This window comes from Actinosynnema sp. NPDC023794, from assembly GCF_040639675.1.
Taxonomy (GTDB): Bacteria; Actinomycetota; Actinomycetes; order Mycobacteriales; family Pseudonocardiaceae; genus Actinosynnema; species Actinosynnema luteola.
The window spans coordinates 1-21,354 of sequence record NZ_JBFAFR010000054.1; the positions used below are offsets into that span (position 1 = coordinate 1).

Here is a 21,354-nt window from a genome sequence, read left to right on the forward strand (position 1 = left end):
CTGTCGGATGCGTGTCGGTTGGTGTCGGCGCGTGCGGGTTTGATGCAGGCGTTGCCCGAGGGCGGGGCGATGGTGGCGATCAAGGCCACCGAGGCCGATGTGCTGCCGTTGTTGACGGCCGGTGTGGGGATCGCGGCGGTGAATGGCGCGGATTCCGTGGTGGTTTCGGGTGTCGAGGCTGAGGTGTTGGCGGTCGCGGCCCGGTTCGAGCGGTCGAAGCGGTTGTCGGTGTCGCACGCGTTCCACTCGGTGTTGATGGACCCGATGTTGGACGACTTCCGCGCGGTGGTGCGGGAGTTGAGCTTCCGGGAGCCGACCACCCCGATCGCCGCGACCGGTGACGTGACCGATCCCGAGTACTGGGTGCGGCACGTCCGTGACGCGGTGCGCTTCCACGACGCCGTGACGCAGCTGCGGGGTGAGGGCGTCACCAGGCTGGTCGAGGTCGGGCCGGACGGCGTGCTCAGCGCGCTGGTCGACGACGGCATCGCGTTGCAGCGCAAGGGACGTGATGAGGCGGTCACCCTGGTCTCAGGCCTGGGTCGGCTGCACACCGCCGGCGGCGCGGTCGACTGGTCCGCGTTCTTCACGGGCAGCAACGCCCGGAAGGTCGGCCTGCCGACCTACGCGTTCCAGCGCGAGCGGTACTGGCTGGACACGATGGACTACCTGGCCGAGTCGTGGATGGCCGACGAGATCGGCAACGTGAAGTCGGCCGGCCTGGAGGTGTCCGAGCACCCGTTGCTGGGTGCGGTGGTCGAGTCGCCCGACTCCGAGCGCGTGGTGTTGACGGGGCGGCTCGGCGTGGACCGCCAGCCGTGGTTGGCCGACCACGAAGTGCACGGCACGGTGCTGCTGCCCGGCACGGCCTTCGTGGAACTCGCCGTGCGGGCCGGTGACCACGTCGGCTGTGGCGTGCTGGAGGAGATGACGCTGACCGCGCCGCTGGTCCTGCCGACGAGCGGTGGGGTGGCGTTGCAGGTCGTGGTGGACGCGCCGGACGGCGGACGGCGTGCCGTGTCGGTGTACTCGCGGGCCGAAGGGGCGGACGTGCCTTGGGTGCTGCACGCGGTGGGCGAGCTGGCCGAGGAGGACGTCACGCCGACGTTCGACCTGGCGCAGTGGCCGCCGGTCGGTGGGCAACCGGTCGACCTCGACGGCGCGTACGAGCAGTTGGCCGATCAGGGCTACGGCTACGGGCCGGTGTTCCAGGGGCTCAAGGCGGCCTGGAAGGTCGGGGACGACGTGTACGCCGAGGTCGCGTTGCCGGACGACGCGGACGCCGCGCGGTTCGGACTGCACCCGGCGCTGCTCGACTCGGCGCTGCACGCGCTCCGGCTGGCGGCCGGCGCCGGTGACGACAGCGGGACCGCGCCGCCCGCGGTGCTGCCGTTCTCCTGGTCCGGGGTGTCGTTGTTCGCGGCAGGGGCGTCGCGGCTGCGGGTGCGGTTGGCCCCGGTGGGCGAGGGCGCGGTCACGCTGCTGGTCGCGGACGGCGCCGGTGTGCCGGTCGCCCGGGTCGGCACGCTGGCGATGCGTCCCGTGTCGGCCGAACAACTCGCGGCCGGTGCGGGGACGCACGAGTCGCTGTTCCGACTGGAGTGGTCGCCGGTGGCGGCGTCGGCGCCGGTGGTGGCGGACGCCGTCGTGCTGGAGGCCGGCGCGCCGGGTGCGGACCCGGCGGGTGTGCGGGCCGAGGTGTCACGGGTGCTGGCCGAGTTGCAGGACTGGCTGGCGCGGGGTGACGGTTCCTCGCTCGTCGTGGTGACCCGGGGTGCCGTGCCGTTCGGCGAGATCACGGATCTCGCCGGGGCGGCCGTCTGGGGCCTGGTGCGGTCCGCTCAGTCTGAGAACCCCGGTCGGATCGTCCTGGTGGACACCGACGCCGATCTCGACACCGCCGCCGTCCTCGGCACAGGTGAGCCGCAGGTGGTCGTTCGCGACGGCGTCGTGCACGCGGCCCGGCTGGCGCGCGTTGCCCGCGGGTCGGAGACGGACGGCCGGGCGTTCTCGGGTCGTGTCCTGGTGACGGGTGCGACGGGTTCCCTCGGCCGGGTGGTCGCCCGGCACCTCGTGACCGCGCACGGTGTCACCGAGCTGCTGTTGACCAGCCGGAGCGGACTGGACGCACCGGGCGCGCACGACCTCGTGGCCGAGTTGGCGGAGGCAGGGGCCAAGGCGGAGCTGGTGGCCTGCGACGTGGCCGACCGGGAGGCCCTGGCCGAGCTGGTGGCCGCCTACCCGGTGGACGGCGTGGTGCACGTCGCGGGCGTCCTCGACGACGGCGTGATCGCCTCGTTGACGCCCGAACGGGTGGACGGGGTGTTGCGCCCGAAGGTCGACGCGGCGTGGAACCTGCACGAGGTGGTCGGCGACGTCTCGGCGTTCGTGCTGTTCTCCTCGGCCGCGGGCGTCTTCGGCAACCCCGGCCAGGGCAGCTACGCGGCGGGCAACGCCTACCTGGACGCGTTGGCGGCACACCGCCGGGCCAACGGCCAGGTCGCGCACTCGTTGGCCTGGGGCCTCTGGGCCGACGACTCCGGCATGACCGGCCAAGCCGACGTCCAGCGGATGCGGCGGTCCGGCGTGCAGGCCCTCTCGACCGAGGACGGCCTGGCGCTGCTCGACACCGCCGTGTCGCTCGACCTCCCGGCGCTCGTGCCGATCGGGTTGACCCTGTCCGGCGCCGGTGGGGACGACGTCCCGCCGCTGCTGCGCGGCCTGGTTCGTCGCCGTGCCCGCCGGGTGACCGGTGACGCGGCGGCGTCCGTGTGGCGGGAACGGCTCGCGGGCCTGGACGACGACGGCGAGAGGCTCGCGGTGCTGGTGGAGTTGGTGCGGACGCAGGCGGCGGCGACCTTGGGTCACGCGGGTCCGGAGGCGATCGATCCGGAGCAGGCGTTCAACGACCTGGGCTTCGACTCGCTGTCGGCGGTCGAGTTCCGCAACGGCCTGAGCGCCGCGGTGGACATGCGGCTACCGGCGACGCTGGTCTTCGACTACCCCACGCCGCGGGCGCTGGCCGAGTTCCTGCGCGCCGAGCTGGCGCCCGGGGCCGGCGACGAGGCGCGGGCGCACGAGGAGCAGGTCCGCCGCATCCTGCAAGCCATCCCGCTCACCCGGCTGCGCGACGCGGGGCTGCTCGACAGCCTGCTCGAACTGGGCGGGGCGGGCGATCGGCAGGTCCAGGCCGGTCCGGGGACGGCCGCCGACTCGATCGACGAGATGGACACGGAAAGCCTCATCAGCATGGCGTTCGAGGGCATCGACCTCGACGACGCGACTCAGGGAGCGTGAACGGGAATGACCGGCCCGAACGACAAACTCGTCGAAGCGCTCCGCGCGTCGCTGAAGGAAACGAAGCTCCTGCGCGAGCAGAACCAGAAGCTCACCGCCACCCAGCGCGAGCCGATCGCGATCGTCGGCATGGCGTGCCGCTACCCGGGTGGTGTGTCGTCGCCGGAGGACTTGTGGCGGTTGGTGGCTGACGGTGTGGATGCCGTGGGTGGGTTCCCGACGGATCGTGGTTGGGACGTCGACGGCGTGTACGACCCGGAACCCGGCGCGGTCGGCAAGACCTACACCCGTGAGGGCGCGTTCCTGCACGACGCCGCCGACTTCGACCCGGCGTTCTTCGGGATCAGCCCGAACGAGGCGTTGGTGATGGACCCGCAGCAGCGGCTGCTGCTGGAGGCGTCGTGGGAGGCGATCGAGCGGGCCGGTATCGACCCGACTTCCTTGCGGGGCAGTGACACCGGTGTGTTCGCCGGGATGATGTACCACGACTACCCCGCCAACAACAGCACGGGCGCGGTCGCCTCCGGTCGCGTCTCCTACACGCTGGGTCTGGAAGGTCCTGCGGTCACGGTCGACACGGCGTGTTCGTCGTCGCTGGTGGCGCTGCACTGGGCCGTCCAAGCGCTGCGTGCGGGGGAGTGCTCGCTGGCGCTCGTCGGCGGTGTCGCGGTCATGGCGACGCCGGAGACCTTCGTGGAGTTCAGCCGGCAGCGCGGGCTGGCGAAGGACGGCCGGTGCAAGTCGTTCGCGGGCGCGGCGGACGGCACCGGCTGGGGCGAGGGCGTCGGCGTGGTGCTGGTGGAGCGGCTGTCGGACGCCCGCCGCAACGGCCATCGCGTGCTCGCCGTGGTCCGCGGGTCCGCGATCAACCAGGACGGCGCGTCCAACGGTCTCACCGCGCCCAACGGCCCGTCGCAGCGCCGCGTGATCCGGGCGGCCCTCGCCAACGCCCGCGTCTCCGTCGACCAGGTCGACGTGGTCGAGGGTCACGGCACCGGCACCACGTTGGGCGACCCGATCGAGGCGCAGGCGCTGCTGGCGACCTACGGCCAGGACCGCGCCGAGGACGCCCCGTTGTGGTTGGGGTCGATCAAGTCGAACATCGGCCACACCCAGGCCGCCGCCGGTGTCGCCGCCATCATCAAGGTGGTCCACGCCATCCAGCACGGCGTGATGCCGAAGACGCTGCACGTGGACGAGCCGTCCCCGCACGTGGACTGGGCGGCGGGGAACGTGAAGCTGCTGACCGAGGCCCGGGAGTGGTCGGTCGAGGGTCGGCCGCGTCGGGCGGGTGTCTCGTCGTTCGGGATCAGCGGCACGAACGCGCACGTGATCATCGAGCAGGCGCCGGAGGAGGAGGCCGGGCTCGCGACGGCTGAGCTGCCGGTCGTGCCGCTGCTGGTGTCCGGGAACGACGCCGAGGGCGTGGCCGCGCAGGCTCGCAAGCTGCACGACTGGCTCGCGGACAACCCGTCCGTGCGGCCGACCGACGTGGCGTTCTCGCTGGTGAACACGCGTGCGGCGTTGTCGCACCGGTCGGTGGTGGCCGGTCGGGACCGCGACGAGCTGGTGCGTGCGCTGGCCGGGCTGGTGCCGGTGTTCACCCGGTCCACGGGCTCGACGGCGTTCTTGTTCACGGGGCAGGGTTCGCAGCGGTTGGGGATGGGTCGTGGGTTGTCGGCGGCGTTCCCGGTGTTCGGGCGGGTGTTCGACGAGGTGTTGGCCGGGTTTGACCCGGTGTTGCGGGATGTGGTGTGGGGTGAGGATGCGGAGCGGTTGGAGCGGACGGAGTTCGCTCAGCCTGCGTTGTTCGCGTTCGAGGTGGCGTTGTTCCGGTTGTTGGAGTCGTGGGGTGTTCGGCCGGATCGGGTTGCGGGTCATTCGATCGGTGAGATCGCTGCGGCTCATGTGGCTGGTGTGTTGTCGCTGTCGGATGCGTGTCGGTTGGTGTCGGCGCGTGCGGGTTTGATGCAGGCGTTGCCCGAGGGTGGGGCGATGGTGGCGGTCAAGGCTGCTGAGGCCGATGTGCTGCCGTTGTTGACGGCCGGTGTGGGGATCGCGGCGGTGAATGGCGCGGATTCCGTGGTGGTTTCGGGTGTCGAGGCTGAGGTGTTGGCGGTCGCGGCCCGGTTCGAGCGGTCGAAGCGGTTGTCGGTGTCGCACGCGTTCCACTCCGTCCTCATGGACCCGATGTTGGACGACTTCCGGACCGTGGTGCGGGAGTTGAGCTTCCGGGAGCCGACGATCCCGATCGCCACGACCGGTGACGTGACGGACCCGGAGTACTGGGTTCGGCACGTGCGGGACGCGGTCCGCTTCCACGACGCCGTGACGCAGCTGCGGAACGAAGGCGTCGGCCGGTTCGTGGAGATCGGCCCCGACGGCGTGTTGAGCGCGCTGGTCGACGGCGCGATCGCGTTGCAGCGCAAGGGACGCGACGAGGCGGTCACGGTGGTCGCGGGCCTCGGGCAGCTGCACTGCACGGGTGGCGCGGTCGACTGGCAGGCGTTCTTCGACGGTCGCGGCACGCGGGTCGACCTGCCGACCTACGCGTTCCAGCGCGAGCGGTACTGGCTGGACACGATGGACTACCTGGCCGAGTCGTGGATGGCCGACGAGATCGGCAACGTGAGGTCCGCGGGGCTCGGGAAGGTCGAGCACCCGTTGTTGGGCGCGGTGGTGGAGTCGCCCGACTCGGAACGAGTGGTGCTCACGGGGCGGCTCGGCACCGACCGGCAGCCGTGGTTGGCCGACCACGACGTGCTCGGCAGCGTCCTGCTGCCCGGCACGGGCTTCGTCGAACTGGCGGTGCGCGCGGGTGACCAGGTCGGCTGCACCACGCTGGAGGAACTGACCCTGACCGCACCCCTGGTGCTGGCGCCGGGCAAGGCGGCCGTGGTGGAGGTCGTGGTCGACGCGCCCGACGGGAACGGTCGCCGGCCGGTGTCGGTGTACTCGCGGGAGGAGGGTTCCGGCGCGTCTTGGACGCTGCACGCGCAGGGCGCGTTGTCCGAACGCGCCGTCGTGCCGTCCTTCGACCTGGCGCAGTGGCCACCGGCCGGCGCGGAGTCGATCGACCTCGACGGCGCGTACGAGCACCTGGCCGACCAGGGCTACGGCTACGGGCCGGTGTTCCAGGGGCTCAAGGCGGCCTGGCGGCACGGCGAGGACGTGTACGCCGAGGTCGCGCTGCCCGCGCAGAACGCCGACGCCGCGCGGTTCGGGCTGCACCCGGCGCTGCTCGACGCGTCCCTGCACGCGATCCTGGTGCACGACGACGGCAACCGCGACGGCCGGACCGTGCTGCCGTTCGTGTGGAGCGGTGTCACGCTGCACGCCGCCGCCGCGCACGCGGTCCGGGTGCGGATCACCCCGTCCGGGCGGGACAGCATCGCGCTGGCCGTCGCGGACCAGACCGGCCTGCCGGTCATGTCGGTCGAGGCGCTGGTGTCCCGGCCGGTGTCGGCGGCGCAGCTCGACGTGCGGCCCGACCACCGCGACGCGCTGCTGCACATCGGGTGGCAGCAGGTCCCGGTCGCCTCCGCCGAGGAGTCCGACGACGTGGTCTTCGCCGTGACCACCCCGAGTGGTGACGTCACCGACCGAGTGCGCGCCGTCACGGCCGCCGTGCTCGACCAGCTCAACGCCGAGCGCGCGGGCACGCTGGTCGTGGTGACCACCCGCGCCGTGGCGGTGGGCCCGGACGACGTGGTCGACCTCGCGCAGACCCCGGTGTGGGGTCTGGTGCGGGCGGCGCAGGCGGAGAACCCCGGCCGGTTCGTGCTGGTGGACACCGACGGGTTCGACGAGTCGCTGGTCCGGGCGGCGGTGGCGACCGGTGAGCCGGAGATCGCCCTGCGCGCCGGGTCGGCGCACGTGCCGAGGCTGGCCAGGACGTCCGCGACCGGTGACCGGCCGCGGTGGCGCGAGGGCGGCACGGTGCTCATCACGGGTGGCACCGGTGGTCTGGGTGGTCTGGTGGCCCGTCACCTGGTGGTCGAGCACGGTGTGCGGCACTTGGTGCTGACGAGTCGGCGTGGCGTGGAGGCGCCGGGTGCGACCGAGCTGGGTGAAGAGCTGATCGCGCTTGGTGCGGACGTGACGATCGCCGCGTGCGACATGGGTGACCGCGACGCGGTGGCGGCGTTGTTGGCGGGCATCCCGGCAGAGCACCCGTTGACCGGTGTGGTGCACGCCGCCGGCGTCGCGCGCAACGGCGTGGTCGGCGCGGTCACCCCCGAGCAGGTCGAGGACGTGTTCCGCCCGAAGGTGGACGCCGCCTGGCACCTGCACGAGCTGACCGCGGACCTCGACCTGGCCGCGTTCGTGCTGTTCTCCTCGGCGGGCGGCATGGTGCTGGCCGCCGGGCAGGCGACGTACGCGGCGGCGAACGTGTTCCTCGACGCCCTCGCGCACCACCGCCACGCCGAAGGGCTGCCCGCGACGTCCCTGGCGTACGGGCTGTGGGGCGTGGACGCGGGCCTGGGCGCGCTGCTCGGCGAGGTCGACCTGGACCGCGTGCGCCGCCAGGGACTCCCGCCGCTGACGCTCGACGAAGGTCTCGGCCTCTTCGACGCCGCCCTGGAGACGGGCCGACCGGTGCTCGTGCCGTTGCGGGTCGACGCCGCGACCGCACGCGCCCGCACCGGCGACGTGCCCGCGTTGCTGCGCGGACTGGTGCGAGCTCCCGCTCGTCAAGCGGCACGGCGGGGTTCGAGCGAGCTGGTCGGGCAGCTGGACGGCCTCACCGACGCCCAGCGCGTCGACGCGCTGCTCGACCTGGTGCGCGGCCACGTCGCCGCCGTCCTCGGGCACGCCTCCGCCGACGCGATCGAGCCCGACCGGGCGTTCCAGGAGCTGGGCTTCGACTCGCTGTCGGCGGTCGAGCTGCGCAACGCCCTCAACACCGTGACCGGCCTCGACCTCCCGGCGACCCTGGTGTTCGACCAACCGTCCGCCCGGGCGGTGGCGCAGCACATCGCGGAGACGCTGGCCGGCGCCGCCGCCACGACCGCCGCGGTCGTCACCAGGGTGGCGGCCGACGAACCGATCGCCATCGTCGCGATGGGCTGCCGCTACCCCGGCGGTGTCACCACGCCGGAGGACCTGTGGCGGGTGGTGCTGGACGGCGTCGACACGGTGACCGGGTTCCCGGACAACCGCGGCTGGGACGAGGTCTACGACCCCGAACCCGGCAAGCGCGGCAAGAGCTACACCCGCGAGGGCTGCTTCCTGCACGACGCGACCATGTTCGACCCCGGGTTCTTCGGGATCAGCCCGAACGAGGCCGTCGCCATGGACCCGCAGCAGCGGCTGCTGCTGGAGATCGCCTGGGAGGCCCTGGAACGCGCCGGGATCGACCCGGTCTCGCTGCGCGGCAGCGCCACCGGCGTGTTCGCGGGCCTGATGTACCACGACTACGGGCAGGGCTCGGACCGGGCCCACTCCAGCGGCGGCAGCCTCGTGTCCGGCCGCGTCTCCTACACCCTCGGCCTGGAAGGGCCCGCGGTCACCGTCGACACGGCGTGCTCGTCGTCGCTGGTCGCGCTGCACCTGGCGATCCAGGCGCTGCGCTCCGGCGAGTGCTCGCTGGCGCTCGCGGGCGGCGTGACGGTGATGTCCACGCCGGACATGTTCGTCGACTTCAGCCGCCAGCGCGGGCTCTCCGCCGACGGCCGGTGCAAGTCGTACGCGGGCGCGGCGGACGGCACCGGTTGGGGTGAGGGCGCGGGTCTGCTGCTGGTCGAGCGGTTGTCGGACGCGCGGCGGAACGGGCACCCGGTGCTCGCCGTCGTGCGCGGGACCGCGCTCAACCAGGACGGCGCGTCGAACGGCTTCTCCGCGCCGAACGGGCCGTCCCAGCAGCGACTCATCCGGCAGGCCCTCGGCGTCGCCGGGCTGTCCACTTCGGACGTCGACGTGGTCGAGGGCCACGGCACCGGCACCACGTTGGGCGACCCGATCGAGGCGCAGGCGCTGCTGGCCACCTACGGTCAGGACCGGACCGACGACGCCCCGTTGTGGTTGGGGTCGATCAAGTCGAACATCGGCCACACCCAGGCCGCCTCGGGCGTGGCCGGGGTGATCAAGATGGTGGAGGCCGTCCGGCGCGGTGTGATGCCGAAGACGCTGCACGTGGACGAGCCGTCGCCGCACGTGGACTGGGCGGCGGGCGGCGTGCGGCTGCTCACCGAGGCGCGCGAGTGGCCCGCGGTGGACCGGCCGCGGCGGGCGGCGGTCTCGTCGTTCGGCATCAGCGGCACCAACGCGCACGTGATCATCGAGCAGGCCGACGCGGTGGAACCCCGGCCCGCCACGCCGACCGCGACCGGTTCGGTCGTGCCGTGGCTGCTGTCCGCCCGGACGGCGGAAGGGCTCCTCGCGCAGGCCGCGTCACTGCGGTCGCACCTGGCGGACCGGCCGGACCTGCGTGGTGTCGACGTCGGCTTCTCGCTGGCCACGGGGCGTTCCCGGTTCGAGCACCGCGCCGTGCTGGTCGGCGAGCACCGGGGCGAGCTGATGCGGGAGCTCACCGCGCTGGCCGAGGGCCGGGGCACGTCCGGCGTGGCGCGGTCGACCGGCTCCACCGCGTTCCTGTTCACCGGCCAGGGCTCGCAGCGCGTCGGCATGGGCCGTGAGCTGTACGGGGAGTTCCCCGTGTTCGCGCGGGCGGTGGAGGAGGCGGCGGCCGGGTTCACCCCGGAGCTGCTGGACGTGATGTGGGGCTGGGACGAGAAGGCCGTCAACCGCACGGAGTTCGCGCAGCCTGCGTTGTTCGTCTTCGAGGTTGCGCTGTATCGGTTGTTGGAGTCGTGGGGTGTGCGGCCGGATCGGGTGGCTGGGCATTCGATCGGTGAGATCGCGGCGGCTCACGTGGCCGGGGTGTTGTCGCTGTCGGACGCGTGTCGGTTGGTGTCGGCTCGGGCGAGCCTGATGCAGGCGTTGCCCGAGGGTGGCGCGATGGTGGCGGTCAAGGCCACCGAGGACGACGTGCTGCCGTTGCTGACCGACGGCGTGAGCATCGCGGCGGTCAACGGGCCGGACTCGGTGGTCGTGTCGGGTGTCGAGGCCGAGGTGCTGGAGGTGGCCTCGAAGTTCGAGCGGTCGAAGCGGCTGTCGGTGTCGCACGCGTTCCACTCGGTCTTGATGGACCCCATGCTGGACGACTTCCGTGCCGTGGTGCGGGAGTTGGACTTCCGGGCGCCGACGATCCCGATCGCGACGACCGGCGACGTGACCGACCCGGAGTACTGGGTGCGGCACGTGCGTGACGCTGTCCGGTTCCACGACGTCGTGCTGCGGCTGCGCGAGCAGGGTGTCGTGCGCTTCGTGGAGGTCGGGCCGGACGGCGTGCTCAGCGCGCTGGTCGAGGACGGCATCCCGTTGCAGCGGAAGGGCCGTGACGAGGCCGTCACGCTGGTGACCGGCGTCGGTCGACTGCACACCGCCGGCGGGACCGTGGACTGGCGGGCCTTCTTCGCGGGCCGCGCCGCCCGGCGGGTCGACCTGCCGACCTACCCCTTCCAGCGCCAGGAGTACTGGCCGGACGAGCAGCTGCTGCTCACCCCGGACATCGCGGCCACCGGCCTGGCCACGGTCGAACACCCCCTGCTGGGTGCGGCGGTGCCGTTGGCCGATTCCGGCGAGCTGCTCCTCACCGGACGCCTCGCCGCGCACGCGCAGCGCTGGCTGGCCGACCACCGCGTGTTCGACACCGTCCTGGTCCCCGGCGCCGCGCTGGTCGAGGTGGCCGTCCAGGCCGGTGACCGCGTCGGCTGCGACGTGCTGGAGGAGCTGACCCTCGGCGCACCGCTCGTGCCGGGTGAGAAGGGCGCGCAGCTGCAGGTGCGCGTCGGTGCGCCGGACGGCGGCGGGCGGCGTCGGATCACCATCCACTCCCGTCCCCAGGACGCGGAGCCGGACGAGCCGTGGACGTCGCACGCCGACGGTGTGCTCGTGGCCGGGACCGGGGCGCCCGGCGCCCGGCTGGACGAGTGGCCGCCGCCCGGCGCCGAGCACGTCGACCTCGACGGCGCGTACGAGTACCTGCGGGACCGCGGGTACGGGTACGGCCCGGCGTTCCAGGGCCTGCGGGCCGCGTGGCGGCGCGGTGACGACGTCTACGCCGAGGTCGCGCTCCCGGAGCAGAGCCGCGCCGAAGCCGCCCGGTACGGGCTGCACCCCGCGCTGCTCGACGCCGCGATGCACGCGTTGAACTTCGCCGGTGACGAGGACGCCGACGGCACGCGCACGATGCTGCCGTTCTCCTGGTCCGGCGTGACCCTGCACGCCGCCGGCGGCACCGCGCTGCGGGTCCGGCTGAGCCGGTCGAGCGAGACGGCGTTCGCGCTCACCCTGGCCGACACCGCGGGCGCGCCCGTCGCCTCCGTCGCGGCGCTGAACCTGCGCCCGGTGTCGGTCGAGCAGTTGACGGCGGGCCGGCGCGACGCGTCGGTGCTGCGAGTCGACTGGAACCCGCTCGCCACGCCCGAGGACCGGGTCGAGCTGGTGCCGTTCGCCGAGGTCGCCGAAGGCCGCCCGGCCCCGGCGCACGTCCGGCTGCGCGTCGAACCGGTCGGTGACGACGTGCCGACGCGCGTGCGGTCCGCCACGACCGCCGTGCTCGCCGCCGTGCGGACCTGCCTGGAGGACGAGCGCTTCACCGGCACGACCCTCGTGGTGGTGACCCGGCACGCGGTCGACGCCGGTGACGGCGTGGTCGACGTCGCGCAGTCCCCGGTGTGGGGTCTGGTGCGGGCGGCGCAGGCGGAGAACCCGGGCCGGTTCGTGCTGGTGGACATCGACGACCGGGCCGTCTCGGCGGGCGTGGTCGACGCCGCCGCGGCTGCCGGTGAACCGGAGATCGCGGTGCGGGGCGGCCGGTTGAGCGTGCCGAGGCTGGTCCGGCACACCGACGTCGGCGACGGACCGCGGTGGCGCGAGGGCGGCACGGTGCTGGTCACGGGTGGTACCGGTGGTCTGGGCGGGTTGGTGGCCCGGCACTTGGTGGTGGAGCACGGTGTCCGGCACTTGGTGTTGACGAGTCGCCGTGGTGCGGAAGCGCCGGGTGCGGCAGAGTTGGGCGAAGAGTTGACCGCCTTGGGTGCGGACGTGACGATCGCGGCGTGCGACGTCGGTGATCGCGTCGCGGTGGCTGCGTTGTTGGCGGGCATCCCGGCCGAGCACCCGTTGACCGGTGTCGTGCACGCCGCCGGCGTCGCGGACAACGGTCTCGTCGGCACCATCACGCCCGAGCGGATCGACCCCGTGCTGCGGGCCAAGGCGGACGCCGCCTGGCACCTGCACGAGCTGACCGCGGACCTCGACCTGGCCGCGTTCGTGCTGTTCTCCTCCGCGGGCGGGCACGTCCTCGCGTCGGGCCAGGCGCCCTACGCGGCGGCGAACGTGTTCCTCGACGCCCTCGCCGCGCACCGGGCGGCGTCCGGGCTGGCCGCGACGTCGATGGCGTTCGGCCTGTGGGCGGTCGACACCGGTCTGAGCGCCTACCTGACCGAAGCCGACCTGCACCGCCTGCGCCGCCAGGGCCTGCCCGCGCTGACCGAGGCCGAGGCGTTCGCCTCGTTCGACGCGGCGCTGGCGTCGGGCGTGCCGGCACTCGTGCCGCTGAAGGTGGACGTCCAGGCGCTGAGGTCCCGCACCGACGAGATCCCCGTGCTGCTGCGCGGTTTCGCCCCGGCGCGCAGGCGTGGCGCGGCGGAGGCGGCCGAAGCGGGCGAGCTGCGGCAGCGGCTCGCCGGGCTGGACGAGGACGGGCAGGAAGTCGTGCTGCGCGACCTCGTGCTCGGGTACTGCGCGATGCTGCTCGGCCACACCGACCCGGCCGCCGTCGACCCCGAGCGGGACTTCCTGGAGTCCGGGTTCGACTCGCTCACCGCGATGGAGCTGCGCAACCAGCTCAACGCGGCCACCGGGCTGAGCCTGCCGCCCATGGTGGTGTTCGACAACAAGAACCCGGCGGAGCTGGCCAGGTGGGTGCGGTCCGAGCTGTCCACCGGCACGACGGCGAAGCCGGTGGCCGCCACGGCGGACGACTCGCTCAGCGCCCTGTTCCGCGCCGGGCTGGAGGAGGGCCGCGTCGGCGAGGCGTACGACCTGCTGCGCGCGGTGGTCGCGCTGCGGCCGAAGTTCACCTCGGCGGCCGACCCGGCGGACGTCCCGTCGCCGGTCACCATGCGCGAGGGGCCGGCCGGCGCGCCGCGCCTGATCTGCCTGAGCACGCCGATGGTCACCGGTGGCCTGCACCAGCACTCGCGGGTGGTCGGGCACCTCGGCACGCCGCGGCACGTCGTGGGCATTCCCACGCCGGGCTTCGTCGCGGGGGAGGGCCTGCCCGCCTCCGTGGACGCCGCCGTCGAGGTGCTCGCCGCGGCCGTGCTCAAGGCCGCGGAGGGCGAGCCGTTCGTGCTCTTCGGCTACTCGTCCGGCGGGTCGCTGGCCTACTCGGTGGCAGGGCACCTGGAGCGGACCGGAGCCGCACGGCCGGCCGGCGTGGTCATGCTCGACTCGTTCAAGATCCTCGACGAGGGCTCCGGCGCGGCCATGCCGATCCGCGAGCTGACGCTGGGCCTGTACGAGAAGGAGTCCATGTTCGGCCGGTTCGACAACGCCCGGCTGTCCGCGATGGCGTGCTGGTTCGACCTCGTGCCCAACCTGCGGATGGACCCGGTCGAGGCGCCCGTGCTGTTCATCCGGTGCACCGAGAGCTTCCTCGACGTGCCCGAGGGCCAGCAGGACTGGCTCGCCGAGCCGCTGGAGCCCACGCACGCCGTGCGGTCCGTGGCGGCCAACCACTTCACCGTCATCGAGGAGCGCTCCGCCGACACCGCGAAGCTCGTCGACGGCTGGCTCGACTCGATGGAGAGGGACGACCGATGAAGATCAAGCCGACGTCGAAGGGCCTGGCGCCCTTCGGCGAGCACCACACCTGGTACCGGGTGACCGGCGACCTGCGTTCCGGCCGCCCGCCGCTGGTGGTCGTCCACGGCGGGCCGGGCAGCACGCACGACTACCTCCAGAACATGGCCGCCCTCGCCGAGCACGGCCACCCCGTCGTGCACTACGACCAGCTCGGCAACGGCGGCTCCACGCACCTGCCCGACCGGGGGCCGGGCTTCTGGACCGTGGAGCTGTTCCTGGCCGAGCTGGACAACCTCCTCGCGCACCTGGGCATCGCCGACGGGTACGTGCTGTACGGGCACTCCTGGGGCGGGATGCTCGCCACGAAGCACGCCGCCGCGCGGCCCGCCGGGCTGCGCGGCCTGGTGGTGGCCAACTCGCCGGCGTCCTACCCGCTGTGGTTGCAGGAGATGGAGGTGCTGCGCGCCCGTTTGCCGTTGGGCGTCAACGACACCCTGCTGCGGCACGAGGCCGCGGGCACCACCGACAGCGAGGAGTACGCCAAGGCGATCATGCCGTTCTACACCGAGCACGTGTGCCGGCTCGACCCGTGGCCGCGCGACTACCTGGCCTCGTTCTACGAGATCGTGAACGACCCGACCGTCTACCACGCGATGAACGGGCCGAGCGAGTTCCACGTCGTCGGCACCCTCAAGGACTGGTCGGTGATCGACTGCTGCCCGCTGGTGGACGTGCCGACGCTGCTCATCTCGGGCAGGCACGACGAGGCCACGCCGGTGACCGTGCAGCCCTACGCCGACCTCGTGCCCGACGTGCGGTGGGAGCTGTTCGAGGAGTCCAGCCACCTGCCCAACCTGGAGGAGCCGGAGCGCTTCACGCAGGTCATGCGCGACTACCTGGACGGCCTGGCGGCCCGGTAGGGGGAGCTAGGGGTGTGCCGGGCCCGGACCCGCGCCACACACTCGCAGGGAAACCGCGGCGCGTCACACGTGAATGGACAAAGGTACATGGACACCGCCATCACCTTCCCCGGAATGGGGCCCAACCGATTCCACGACCTCGCCAAGTTCCTGCTCGTCGACCCGTCGACCCGGGCCATGCTCGCGACCGCGGACGACGTGCTCGGCTATTCCCTGTTCGACCGCTGCCTGGCCGATGACGACGACTACTCGGAATACGCTCAGGTCGCGTTCCTGATCGCCTGCCTCGGCATGGCCAAGTGGGCGGAGGAGGAGTTCGGCGCACGCCCCGAGGTGTGCGTCGGGCTCAGCTTCGGGGGCAAGACCGCCGCGGTCTACTCGGGCGCGCTGGACTTCGCCGACGCGGTCGGCCTGACGGTGGCGATGGCCAGGGCCGAGCAGGAGTACTTCGCCCACGAGCACCGCGACGTGGTCACCCACTCGTTCACCAGGGTGCCCGCCGACGTGCTGGCCGAGATCCTCGGTGAGATGGACCAGCGGGGCGAGTGGCACGAGATCTCCTGCTACGTCGACCACGACTTCCACATGGTGTCCCTGCGCGACACCGCGTTGGAGGAGTTCCAGCGCAAGCTCCGCGCGGTGGGCGGCATGTCGTTCTACACGATGCGCCCGCCGCTGCACTGCGCGGCGTTCGCGCCGCTGCGCGACCGGGTCGAGCGCGACGTGCTCGCCGGGATCGACTTCGCCGACCCGCGCGTGCCGGTGGTGGCCGACCAGGACGGGCGGGTGCTCACCACGGCGGACGGGGTGCGGACGATGCTGCTGGACGGGATCGTGCGCCCGGTGCGCTGGCCGGCCGTGATCGCGGCCCTGCAGGGGCTCGGGGTGCGCACGCTGCACGTCGCCGGGCCGGACGCGGTCTTCGGCCGGGTCCGCGCGGCGCGTTCCGCGTTCGAGGTCGTGCCGGCCAACCTGGACCGCGTGCTGCGGCCACGCACCCGCGGCATGGCCGCCGCGAGCGCGTAGCCGTCGCTGTCCGGTCCGCCGGTCAGGCGGGCTCCATCATGGACGACAGCGCCGCCCACAGCGTGCCCGGCGTGGCGAACGTGCTCATGTTCAGCGACTCGTCCAGGAACCGCACGCCGTACTCCTGCTCCACGGCGGACAGCAGGTCCACCGTGGCCATCGAGTCCAGGCCCAGGTCGCGCAGCACCGCGTCCGCCGCCAACTCCTCGTCCGGCGGGAGGAAGGGCAGTTGCGCCCGCAGCAGCTCCTCGAACCGTTCGTCCCACATAACCCCTCCGACTGTCGTTGGTCCGCTGGACCGAAACGAAAACCGATCCGCGGTGCCCTCACAACCCCTGGCGCCCCCTAGTCCCCGGAGCCACGATGACCGACACGACACCCGCGCTGCACGCCCGTTTCCTGCGCGGGCTCGCGGTTTCGCCGCACCGTGACGCGGTGCGCGTGGGCGCGGACGCGATCACCTACGAGGCCGCGCACGACCTCGCGTCGCGGTGGGCGGGCGCGCTGCTGGCCGGTGTGGACGAACGGCCTCGCGCGATCGGCGTGCTGGCGGGCAAGAGCGTCGAGGCGTACGTCGGCGTGCTCGCCGCGCTCTACACCGGCGCCGCGGTCGTGCCGCTGCACCTGGCGTTCCCGCCGGCGCGCACCGCGCGGATGATCGAGCTGGCCGGGGTGTCGGCGCTGATCGTCGACGAGGAGGGCGCGGGCGTGCTCGCCCGGATGCCGGAGGTCGACCTGCCGGTGCTCGCCCCGGCGGGCGGCGACGTCCCCGCCGGCCGGGCCGTGCCGGTCCACGCCGCCGCCGCGCTCGGTGAGCCGCGGTCGGTCGACGCGCGGGACACCGCCTACCTGCTGTTCACCTCGGGGTCGACCGGCACGCCGAAGGGCGTGTCGATCACCCACGGCAACACCCGGCACTACTTCGACCTCGTCACCAGCCGGTACGAGGCCACCCCGGACGACGTGTTCTCGCAGACGTTCGACCTCAACTTCGACTGCGCGATGTTCGACCTGTTCTGCGCGTGGGACGCGGGCGCGACGGTGCAGGCCGTGCCCGCCACCGCCTACCGCAGGCTGCCGGAGTTCCTGGCCGAGCGCGGCGTCACGGTGTGGTTCTCCACGCCCAGCGCGATCCCGTTGGTGCGCCGCACCGGCGGCCTCGCGCCCGGCGTGCTGCCGGGGCTGCGGCTGAGCCTGTTCGCGGGCGAGGCGCTCAAGGCCGCCGACGCCGCCGACTGGCAGGCCGCGGCGCCCGACTCGGCGCTGGAGAACATCTACGGCCCCACCGAGCTGACCGTCACCGTGACCGGGCACCGCTGGCGGCCCGACACGTCACCTTCGTTGTGCGTCAACGGGCTCGTGCCGATCGGCGCCGTCCACGAGGGGCACGACCACGTGCTGCTCGGCGAGGACGGCGAGCCGGTCGCCGACGAGGGCGAGCTGTGCGTCACCGGGCCGCAGCTCACCGCGGGCTACCTCGACCCCGCCGACGAGCGGGGCCGGTTCGTCCGCCGCGACGGCCGCACCTGGTACCACACCGGGGACCGCGTGCGCAGGCTCGGCAACGGCGAGCTGATCTACCTCGGCCGGCTCGACAGCCAGGTCCAGGTGCAGGGCTGGCGGGTCGAGCCCGCCGAGGTCGAGCACGCGTTGCGGTCCTGCCCCGGCGTGCAGGACGCGGTGGTCGTCGCGGTCACCGCGGACGACTCGACCGAACTCGTCGTCTACTACACCGGGGCGCCGACGCCACCCGCCGCGCTGGCCGCCGCGCTGCGCGCGACGTTGCCCTCCGGAATGGTGCCGAAACGCTACCGGCACGTCGATGAATTCCCGCTCAACTCCAACCGCAAGGTGGACCGTTCACGGCTCGCCGCCGATGCCGCGGCCGAGTACTCCCCTAGGGGTGAGAAAAGCGCTCTAGGGGTGTGACCGGCGCCGGCCGCCGGTTACGTTCGACCCATCGAATTCTGCTCAGGCCCCGCTTTCCGAATGGGAGACGCGGATTTGGACGCCCGAATCAACCCGATCGAACGCGCCGCGTCGATCCACGGCCTGCTGGACGATGCCGCGGCCGAGACGCCCGACGCGTCCGCCGTCCGCGACCCGGTCGGCACGCTGACCTACCGCCGGCTGCACGCGCTGAGCCACGCCTTCGCCCGGTGGCTGCACGACCAGGGGCTGCGCCGCGGCGACCGCCTCGTCGTGCAGCTGCCGACCCGCCGGGAACAGGTCGCGATGTTCTTCGGCGCGTCCCGCAACGGCGTGATCTTCGTGCCGCTCAACCCCGCGATGAAGCAGTACCACCTGCGTTCCGTGCTCGCCGACGCCGAGCCCGTCGCGGTGATCGGCGCGGGCGAGCAGACCGGGCAGCTGCGGGAGATCACCGACCTGCCGGTGCACGACCTGGCCGACGTGTGGCACGAGGTCGAGGCGGCGGCCGACCAGGACGTCCGGGTGGACGTCGAGGTCGCGCCCGACGACATCGCCGTGCTCATCTACACCTCCGGCAGCACGGCCGCGCCCAAGGCCGTGATCGGCCCGCACGCGCGGGTGGTGTTCGCGTCCCGGGCGCTGCAGCAGGTGCTCGGCTACCGCGCCGACGACGTGGTGTTCTGCCGCTTCCCGCTGTCGTGGGACTACGGCCTCTACAAGGTCCTGCTGACGTGCCTGGGCCGCAGCGAGATCGTGCTGGCGGGCGAGGAGTCGGACCTGTTGCTGCTGCGGCGGATGCGCGAGGTGGGCGCGACCGTGGTGCCCATCGTGCCGTCGCTCGCCACGATGATCACCACGTTGGCGCAGCGCGACGTCGAGCCCCCACCGCCGGTCCGGCTGATCACCAACACCGGCGCCGCGCTGTCCGCGCCGACGATCGGCGCGCTGCGGTCGGCGTTCCCCGGTGTCCGGGTGGTGCGCCAGTTCGGCCAGACCGAGTGCAAGCGCGTGTCGATCATGCCGCCCGAGGAGGACCAGGAGCGGCCCCAGTCGGTCGGCCTGCCGCTGCCCGGCACCACCGTGTCGATCCTCGGCCCCGACGGCGAACCCGTGCCGCAGGGCGAGGTCGGCGAGATCGTGGTGTCCGGCCCGCACGTCATGCCCGGCTACTGGCGCATGCCCGAGCTGACCGACAAGACGTTCCGGCCGGTCGGCGACACCGGGCAGCGGCGGCTGCACACCGGCGACTACGGCCGCGTCGACGAGGACGGCTACCTGTACTTCGAGGGCCGCCGCGACGACATGTTCAAGCGCAAGGGCATCCGCATGAGCACGGTCGAGATCGAGGCCGCCGCCATGGACGTGCCGGGCGTGCGGACGGCCGCCGCGGTGCCGCCGGCGGGCGACCGCGACCTCGCGCTGTTCGTCGAGGGCGACGTCGACCCGCACGTGGTGCTGAAGGAACTGGCCCAGCGCCTCGAACCGGCGAAGGTGCCCGCGCTCTGCCGGGTCGTGGACGACCTGCCGCTGACCATGCACGGCAAGAACGCGCGCGCCGCGCTCGCCGACCTCCTCGACCGGAGCAGATGATGACCGACGACGTCGAGCTTGCCGCCGAGTTCGGCACGCCGCTGTACGTGTACCGGCTGGACGACGTGGCCGAGGCGAGGAAGCAGCTGTTCGACGCGCTGCCCGACGAGGTCGAGCTGTTCTACGCGCTCAAGGCCAACCCGCACCCCGACCTGGTGCGGGCGCTGCGCGAGGGCGAGGGCCGCACCTGCCGGGCGGAGATCAGCTCCACCGGTGAGCTGGCCGCCGCGCTCGCCGCCGGGTTCCGCGGCGAGGACTGCCTCTACACCGGCCCCGGCAAGACCCGCGGCGAGCTGGACGAGGCGATCGCCGAGGGCGTGCGGCTGTTCTCCACCGACTCGGTGACCGACGTGCGGCACGTCGGCGAGGCCGCTCGCGCGCGGGGCGTCGAGGTGGACTGCCTGCTGCGCGTCAACAGCGTCGCGGCCAGCGCCACCACCAGCATCCGGATGACCGGCACGCCGTCGCAGTTCGGCTTCGACAGCGAGGTGCTGGCCGACGCGCTGCCGCTGCTGCGGGAGGTGGAGGGCGTGCGGATCGCGGGCTTCCACTTCTTCCCGCTCAGCAACGCCACCGACGAGGACAACCTGATCGGCGAGTTCGAGCACACGATCGCGCTCGCCGCCCGGCTGTCGGACGACCTCGACCTGCCGTTGCGCTACCTCGACATCGGCGGCGGCTTCACGGTGCCCTACGGCGCGCCGGGGGAGCGGCCCGAGTACCCGAAGCTGCGCGCCGCGCTCGAACGGGCGCTGGACCTGCACCTGCCCCGGTGGCGCGCCGGCGCGCCGCGCGTGGCGTGCGAGTCGGGGCGCTACCTGGTCGGCGGCAGCGGCACGCTGGTCGCGGGCGTCACGAACGTCAAGGTCAGCCGCGGGCGCAAGTTCGTGATCACCGATGCCGGGATCAACACGTTCGGCGGCATGTCCGGTCTGGGCCGGCTGCTGCCGGTCCAGGTGCGGCCGGCCGAGGGCGACGGGCCGGTGGAGAAGGCCAGCCTCGTCGGTCCGCTCTGCACGCCGGGTGACGTCCTGGGCAGGCAGATCGACCTGCCGCCGTTGGAATCCGGTGACGTCGTGTGCGTGCCGAACACCGGCGCGTACGGACCGACGGCGAGCCTGCTGATGTTCCTCGGCAGGCCCGCGCCGACCGAGGTCGTGGTGCGGGGTGACGAGGTCGTCTCGGTGTCCCGCATCGAGCACCGACGGGTGCCCCGGTGACCACTCCGGACCTCCTCCCGACCGCGCCGACGGTCGTGGTGAGCGGCGTCGCTTCCGACTCGCACACGTGGAACCTGGTGTTCCTCCAGCTGCTCGTGGAGGAGCTGGGCTACCCGGTGGTGAACCTCGGGCCGTGCGTGCCGGACGAGGTGCTGGTGGAGCGGTGCCGGCACATCCGGCCCGGGCTGGTGGTGATCGGGACCGTCAACGGCCACGGCGGCCAGGACGCCCTGCGGGTGATCGAACGGCTGCGCGGCGTCCCCGAACTGGCCGCGACGCCCGTGGTGATCGGGGGCAAGCTGGGCGTCTCCGGCGACGTGAGCGGCCACACCCCGGCCCTGCTGGCGGCGGGTTTCGACGCGGTCTTCGAGGACGGCGGCGAAGCGATCGCCGACTTCCGCCGCTTCGTGCACACCATCCCGCCCGCCGGCCGCCCCGCCCTGTCGGGTGCGGCGCAGGGCTCGGAGGCGACGGCGTGAGGGCGCTGCTAC

The 21,354-nt window shown here is 73.0% G+C and carries 8 protein-coding genes and 1 pseudogene; 8 read left to right on the plus strand and 1 reads right to left on the minus strand.

Annotated elements, in window-relative coordinates:
* The 4 genes and pseudogenes from AB0H12_RS43280 to AB0H12_RS43295 all read left to right on the plus strand — a co-directional run bounded on the left by AB0H12_RS43280 (window position 1) and on the right by AB0H12_RS43295 (window position 16,121).
* Entirely contained in the window at window positions 1–3,297 is a 3,297-nt protein-coding gene (locus tag AB0H12_RS43280; RefSeq protein ID WP_499632016.1) for a type I polyketide synthase, read from the plus strand.
* Between the two features lie 24 nt (window positions 3,298–3,321).
* A pseudogene (locus AB0H12_RS43285) lies at window positions 3,322–14,193 on the plus strand (SDR family NAD(P)-dependent oxidoreductase); the annotation flags it as partial.
* The gene (locus tag AB0H12_RS43290; RefSeq protein WP_499632018.1) at window positions 14,190–15,095 is read left to right on the plus strand and encodes a proline iminopeptidase-family hydrolase; all 906 of its coding nucleotides are present in this window, start codon (window positions 14,190–14,192) and stop codon (window positions 15,093–15,095) included. The pseudogene AB0H12_RS43285 and the gene AB0H12_RS43290, both read left to right, overlap by 4 nt.
* A 114-nt stretch (window positions 15,096–15,209) precedes the next feature.
* A complete protein-coding gene (locus tag AB0H12_RS43295) occupies window positions 15,210–16,121 on the plus strand; it encodes an ACP S-malonyltransferase (protein WP_499632021.1) in 912 nt (303 codons plus the stop codon).
* Window positions 16,122–16,143: 22 nt separating this feature from the next.
* Here the strand turns inward: AB0H12_RS43295 and AB0H12_RS43300 are convergent, their stop codons facing one another.
* Window positions 16,144–16,389: a phosphopantetheine-binding protein gene (locus tag AB0H12_RS43300; RefSeq protein ID WP_230567567.1), complete on the minus strand. Its 246-nt coding sequence runs from the start codon at window positions 16,387–16,389 to the stop codon at window positions 16,144–16,146.
* A gap of 95 nt (window positions 16,390–16,484) precedes the next feature.
* Between AB0H12_RS43300 and AB0H12_RS43305 the strand changes: the two genes are divergently transcribed.
* The 4 genes from AB0H12_RS43305 to AB0H12_RS43320 are packed head-to-tail and all read left to right on the plus strand — an operon-like array spanning window position 16,485 to window position 21,342.
* Window positions 16,485–18,050, plus strand: coding sequence for an AMP-binding protein (locus AB0H12_RS43305; RefSeq protein WP_499632024.1), 1,566 nt, complete (start codon window positions 16,485–16,487; stop codon window positions 18,048–18,050).
* Between the two features lie 60 nt (window positions 18,051–18,110).
* On the plus strand, window positions 18,111–19,643 hold the full coding sequence (locus tag AB0H12_RS43310; RefSeq protein WP_499632027.1) for an AMP-binding protein: 1,533 nt from the start codon (window positions 18,111–18,113) through the stop codon (window positions 19,641–19,643).
* Window positions 19,643–20,863, plus strand: a complete 1,221-nt coding sequence (locus AB0H12_RS43315; protein WP_499632029.1) for a type III PLP-dependent enzyme domain-containing protein — start codon at window positions 19,643–19,645, stop codon at window positions 20,861–20,863. The genes AB0H12_RS43310 and AB0H12_RS43315 overlap by 1 nt, the downstream gene beginning before the upstream one ends.
* Window positions 20,860–21,342, plus strand: a complete 483-nt coding sequence (locus tag AB0H12_RS43320; RefSeq protein WP_499632032.1) for a cobalamin B12-binding domain-containing protein — start codon at window positions 20,860–20,862, stop codon at window positions 21,340–21,342. Before AB0H12_RS43315 ends, AB0H12_RS43320 begins: the two co-directional genes overlap by 4 nt.
* Window positions 21,343–21,354: the final 12 nt, after the last annotated feature.

What these genes read in the sequence shown, in the direction of transcription:
- AB0H12_RS43290 (WP_499632018.1), top strand. Translation starts at nt 14,190, where the DNA reads ATGAAGATCAAGCCGACGTCGAAGGGCCTGGCGCCCTTCGGCGAGCAC.
- AB0H12_RS43300 (WP_230567567.1), bottom strand. Translation starts at nt 16,389, where the DNA reads ATGTGGGACGAACGGTTCGAGGAGCTGCTGCGGGCGCAACTGCCCTTC.
- AB0H12_RS43310 (WP_499632027.1), top strand. Translation starts at nt 18,111, where the DNA reads ATGGGAGACGCGGATTTGGACGCCCGAATCAACCCGATCGAACGCGCC.
- AB0H12_RS43305 (WP_499632024.1), top strand. Translation starts at nt 16,485, where the DNA reads ATGACCGACACGACACCCGCGCTGCACGCCCGTTTCCTGCGCGGGCTC.
- AB0H12_RS43315 (WP_499632029.1), top strand. Translation starts at nt 19,643, where the DNA reads ATGACCGACGACGTCGAGCTTGCCGCCGAGTTCGGCACGCCGCTGTAC.
- AB0H12_RS43295 (WP_499632021.1), top strand. Translation starts at nt 15,210, where the DNA reads ATGGGGCCCAACCGATTCCACGACCTCGCCAAGTTCCTGCTCGTCGAC.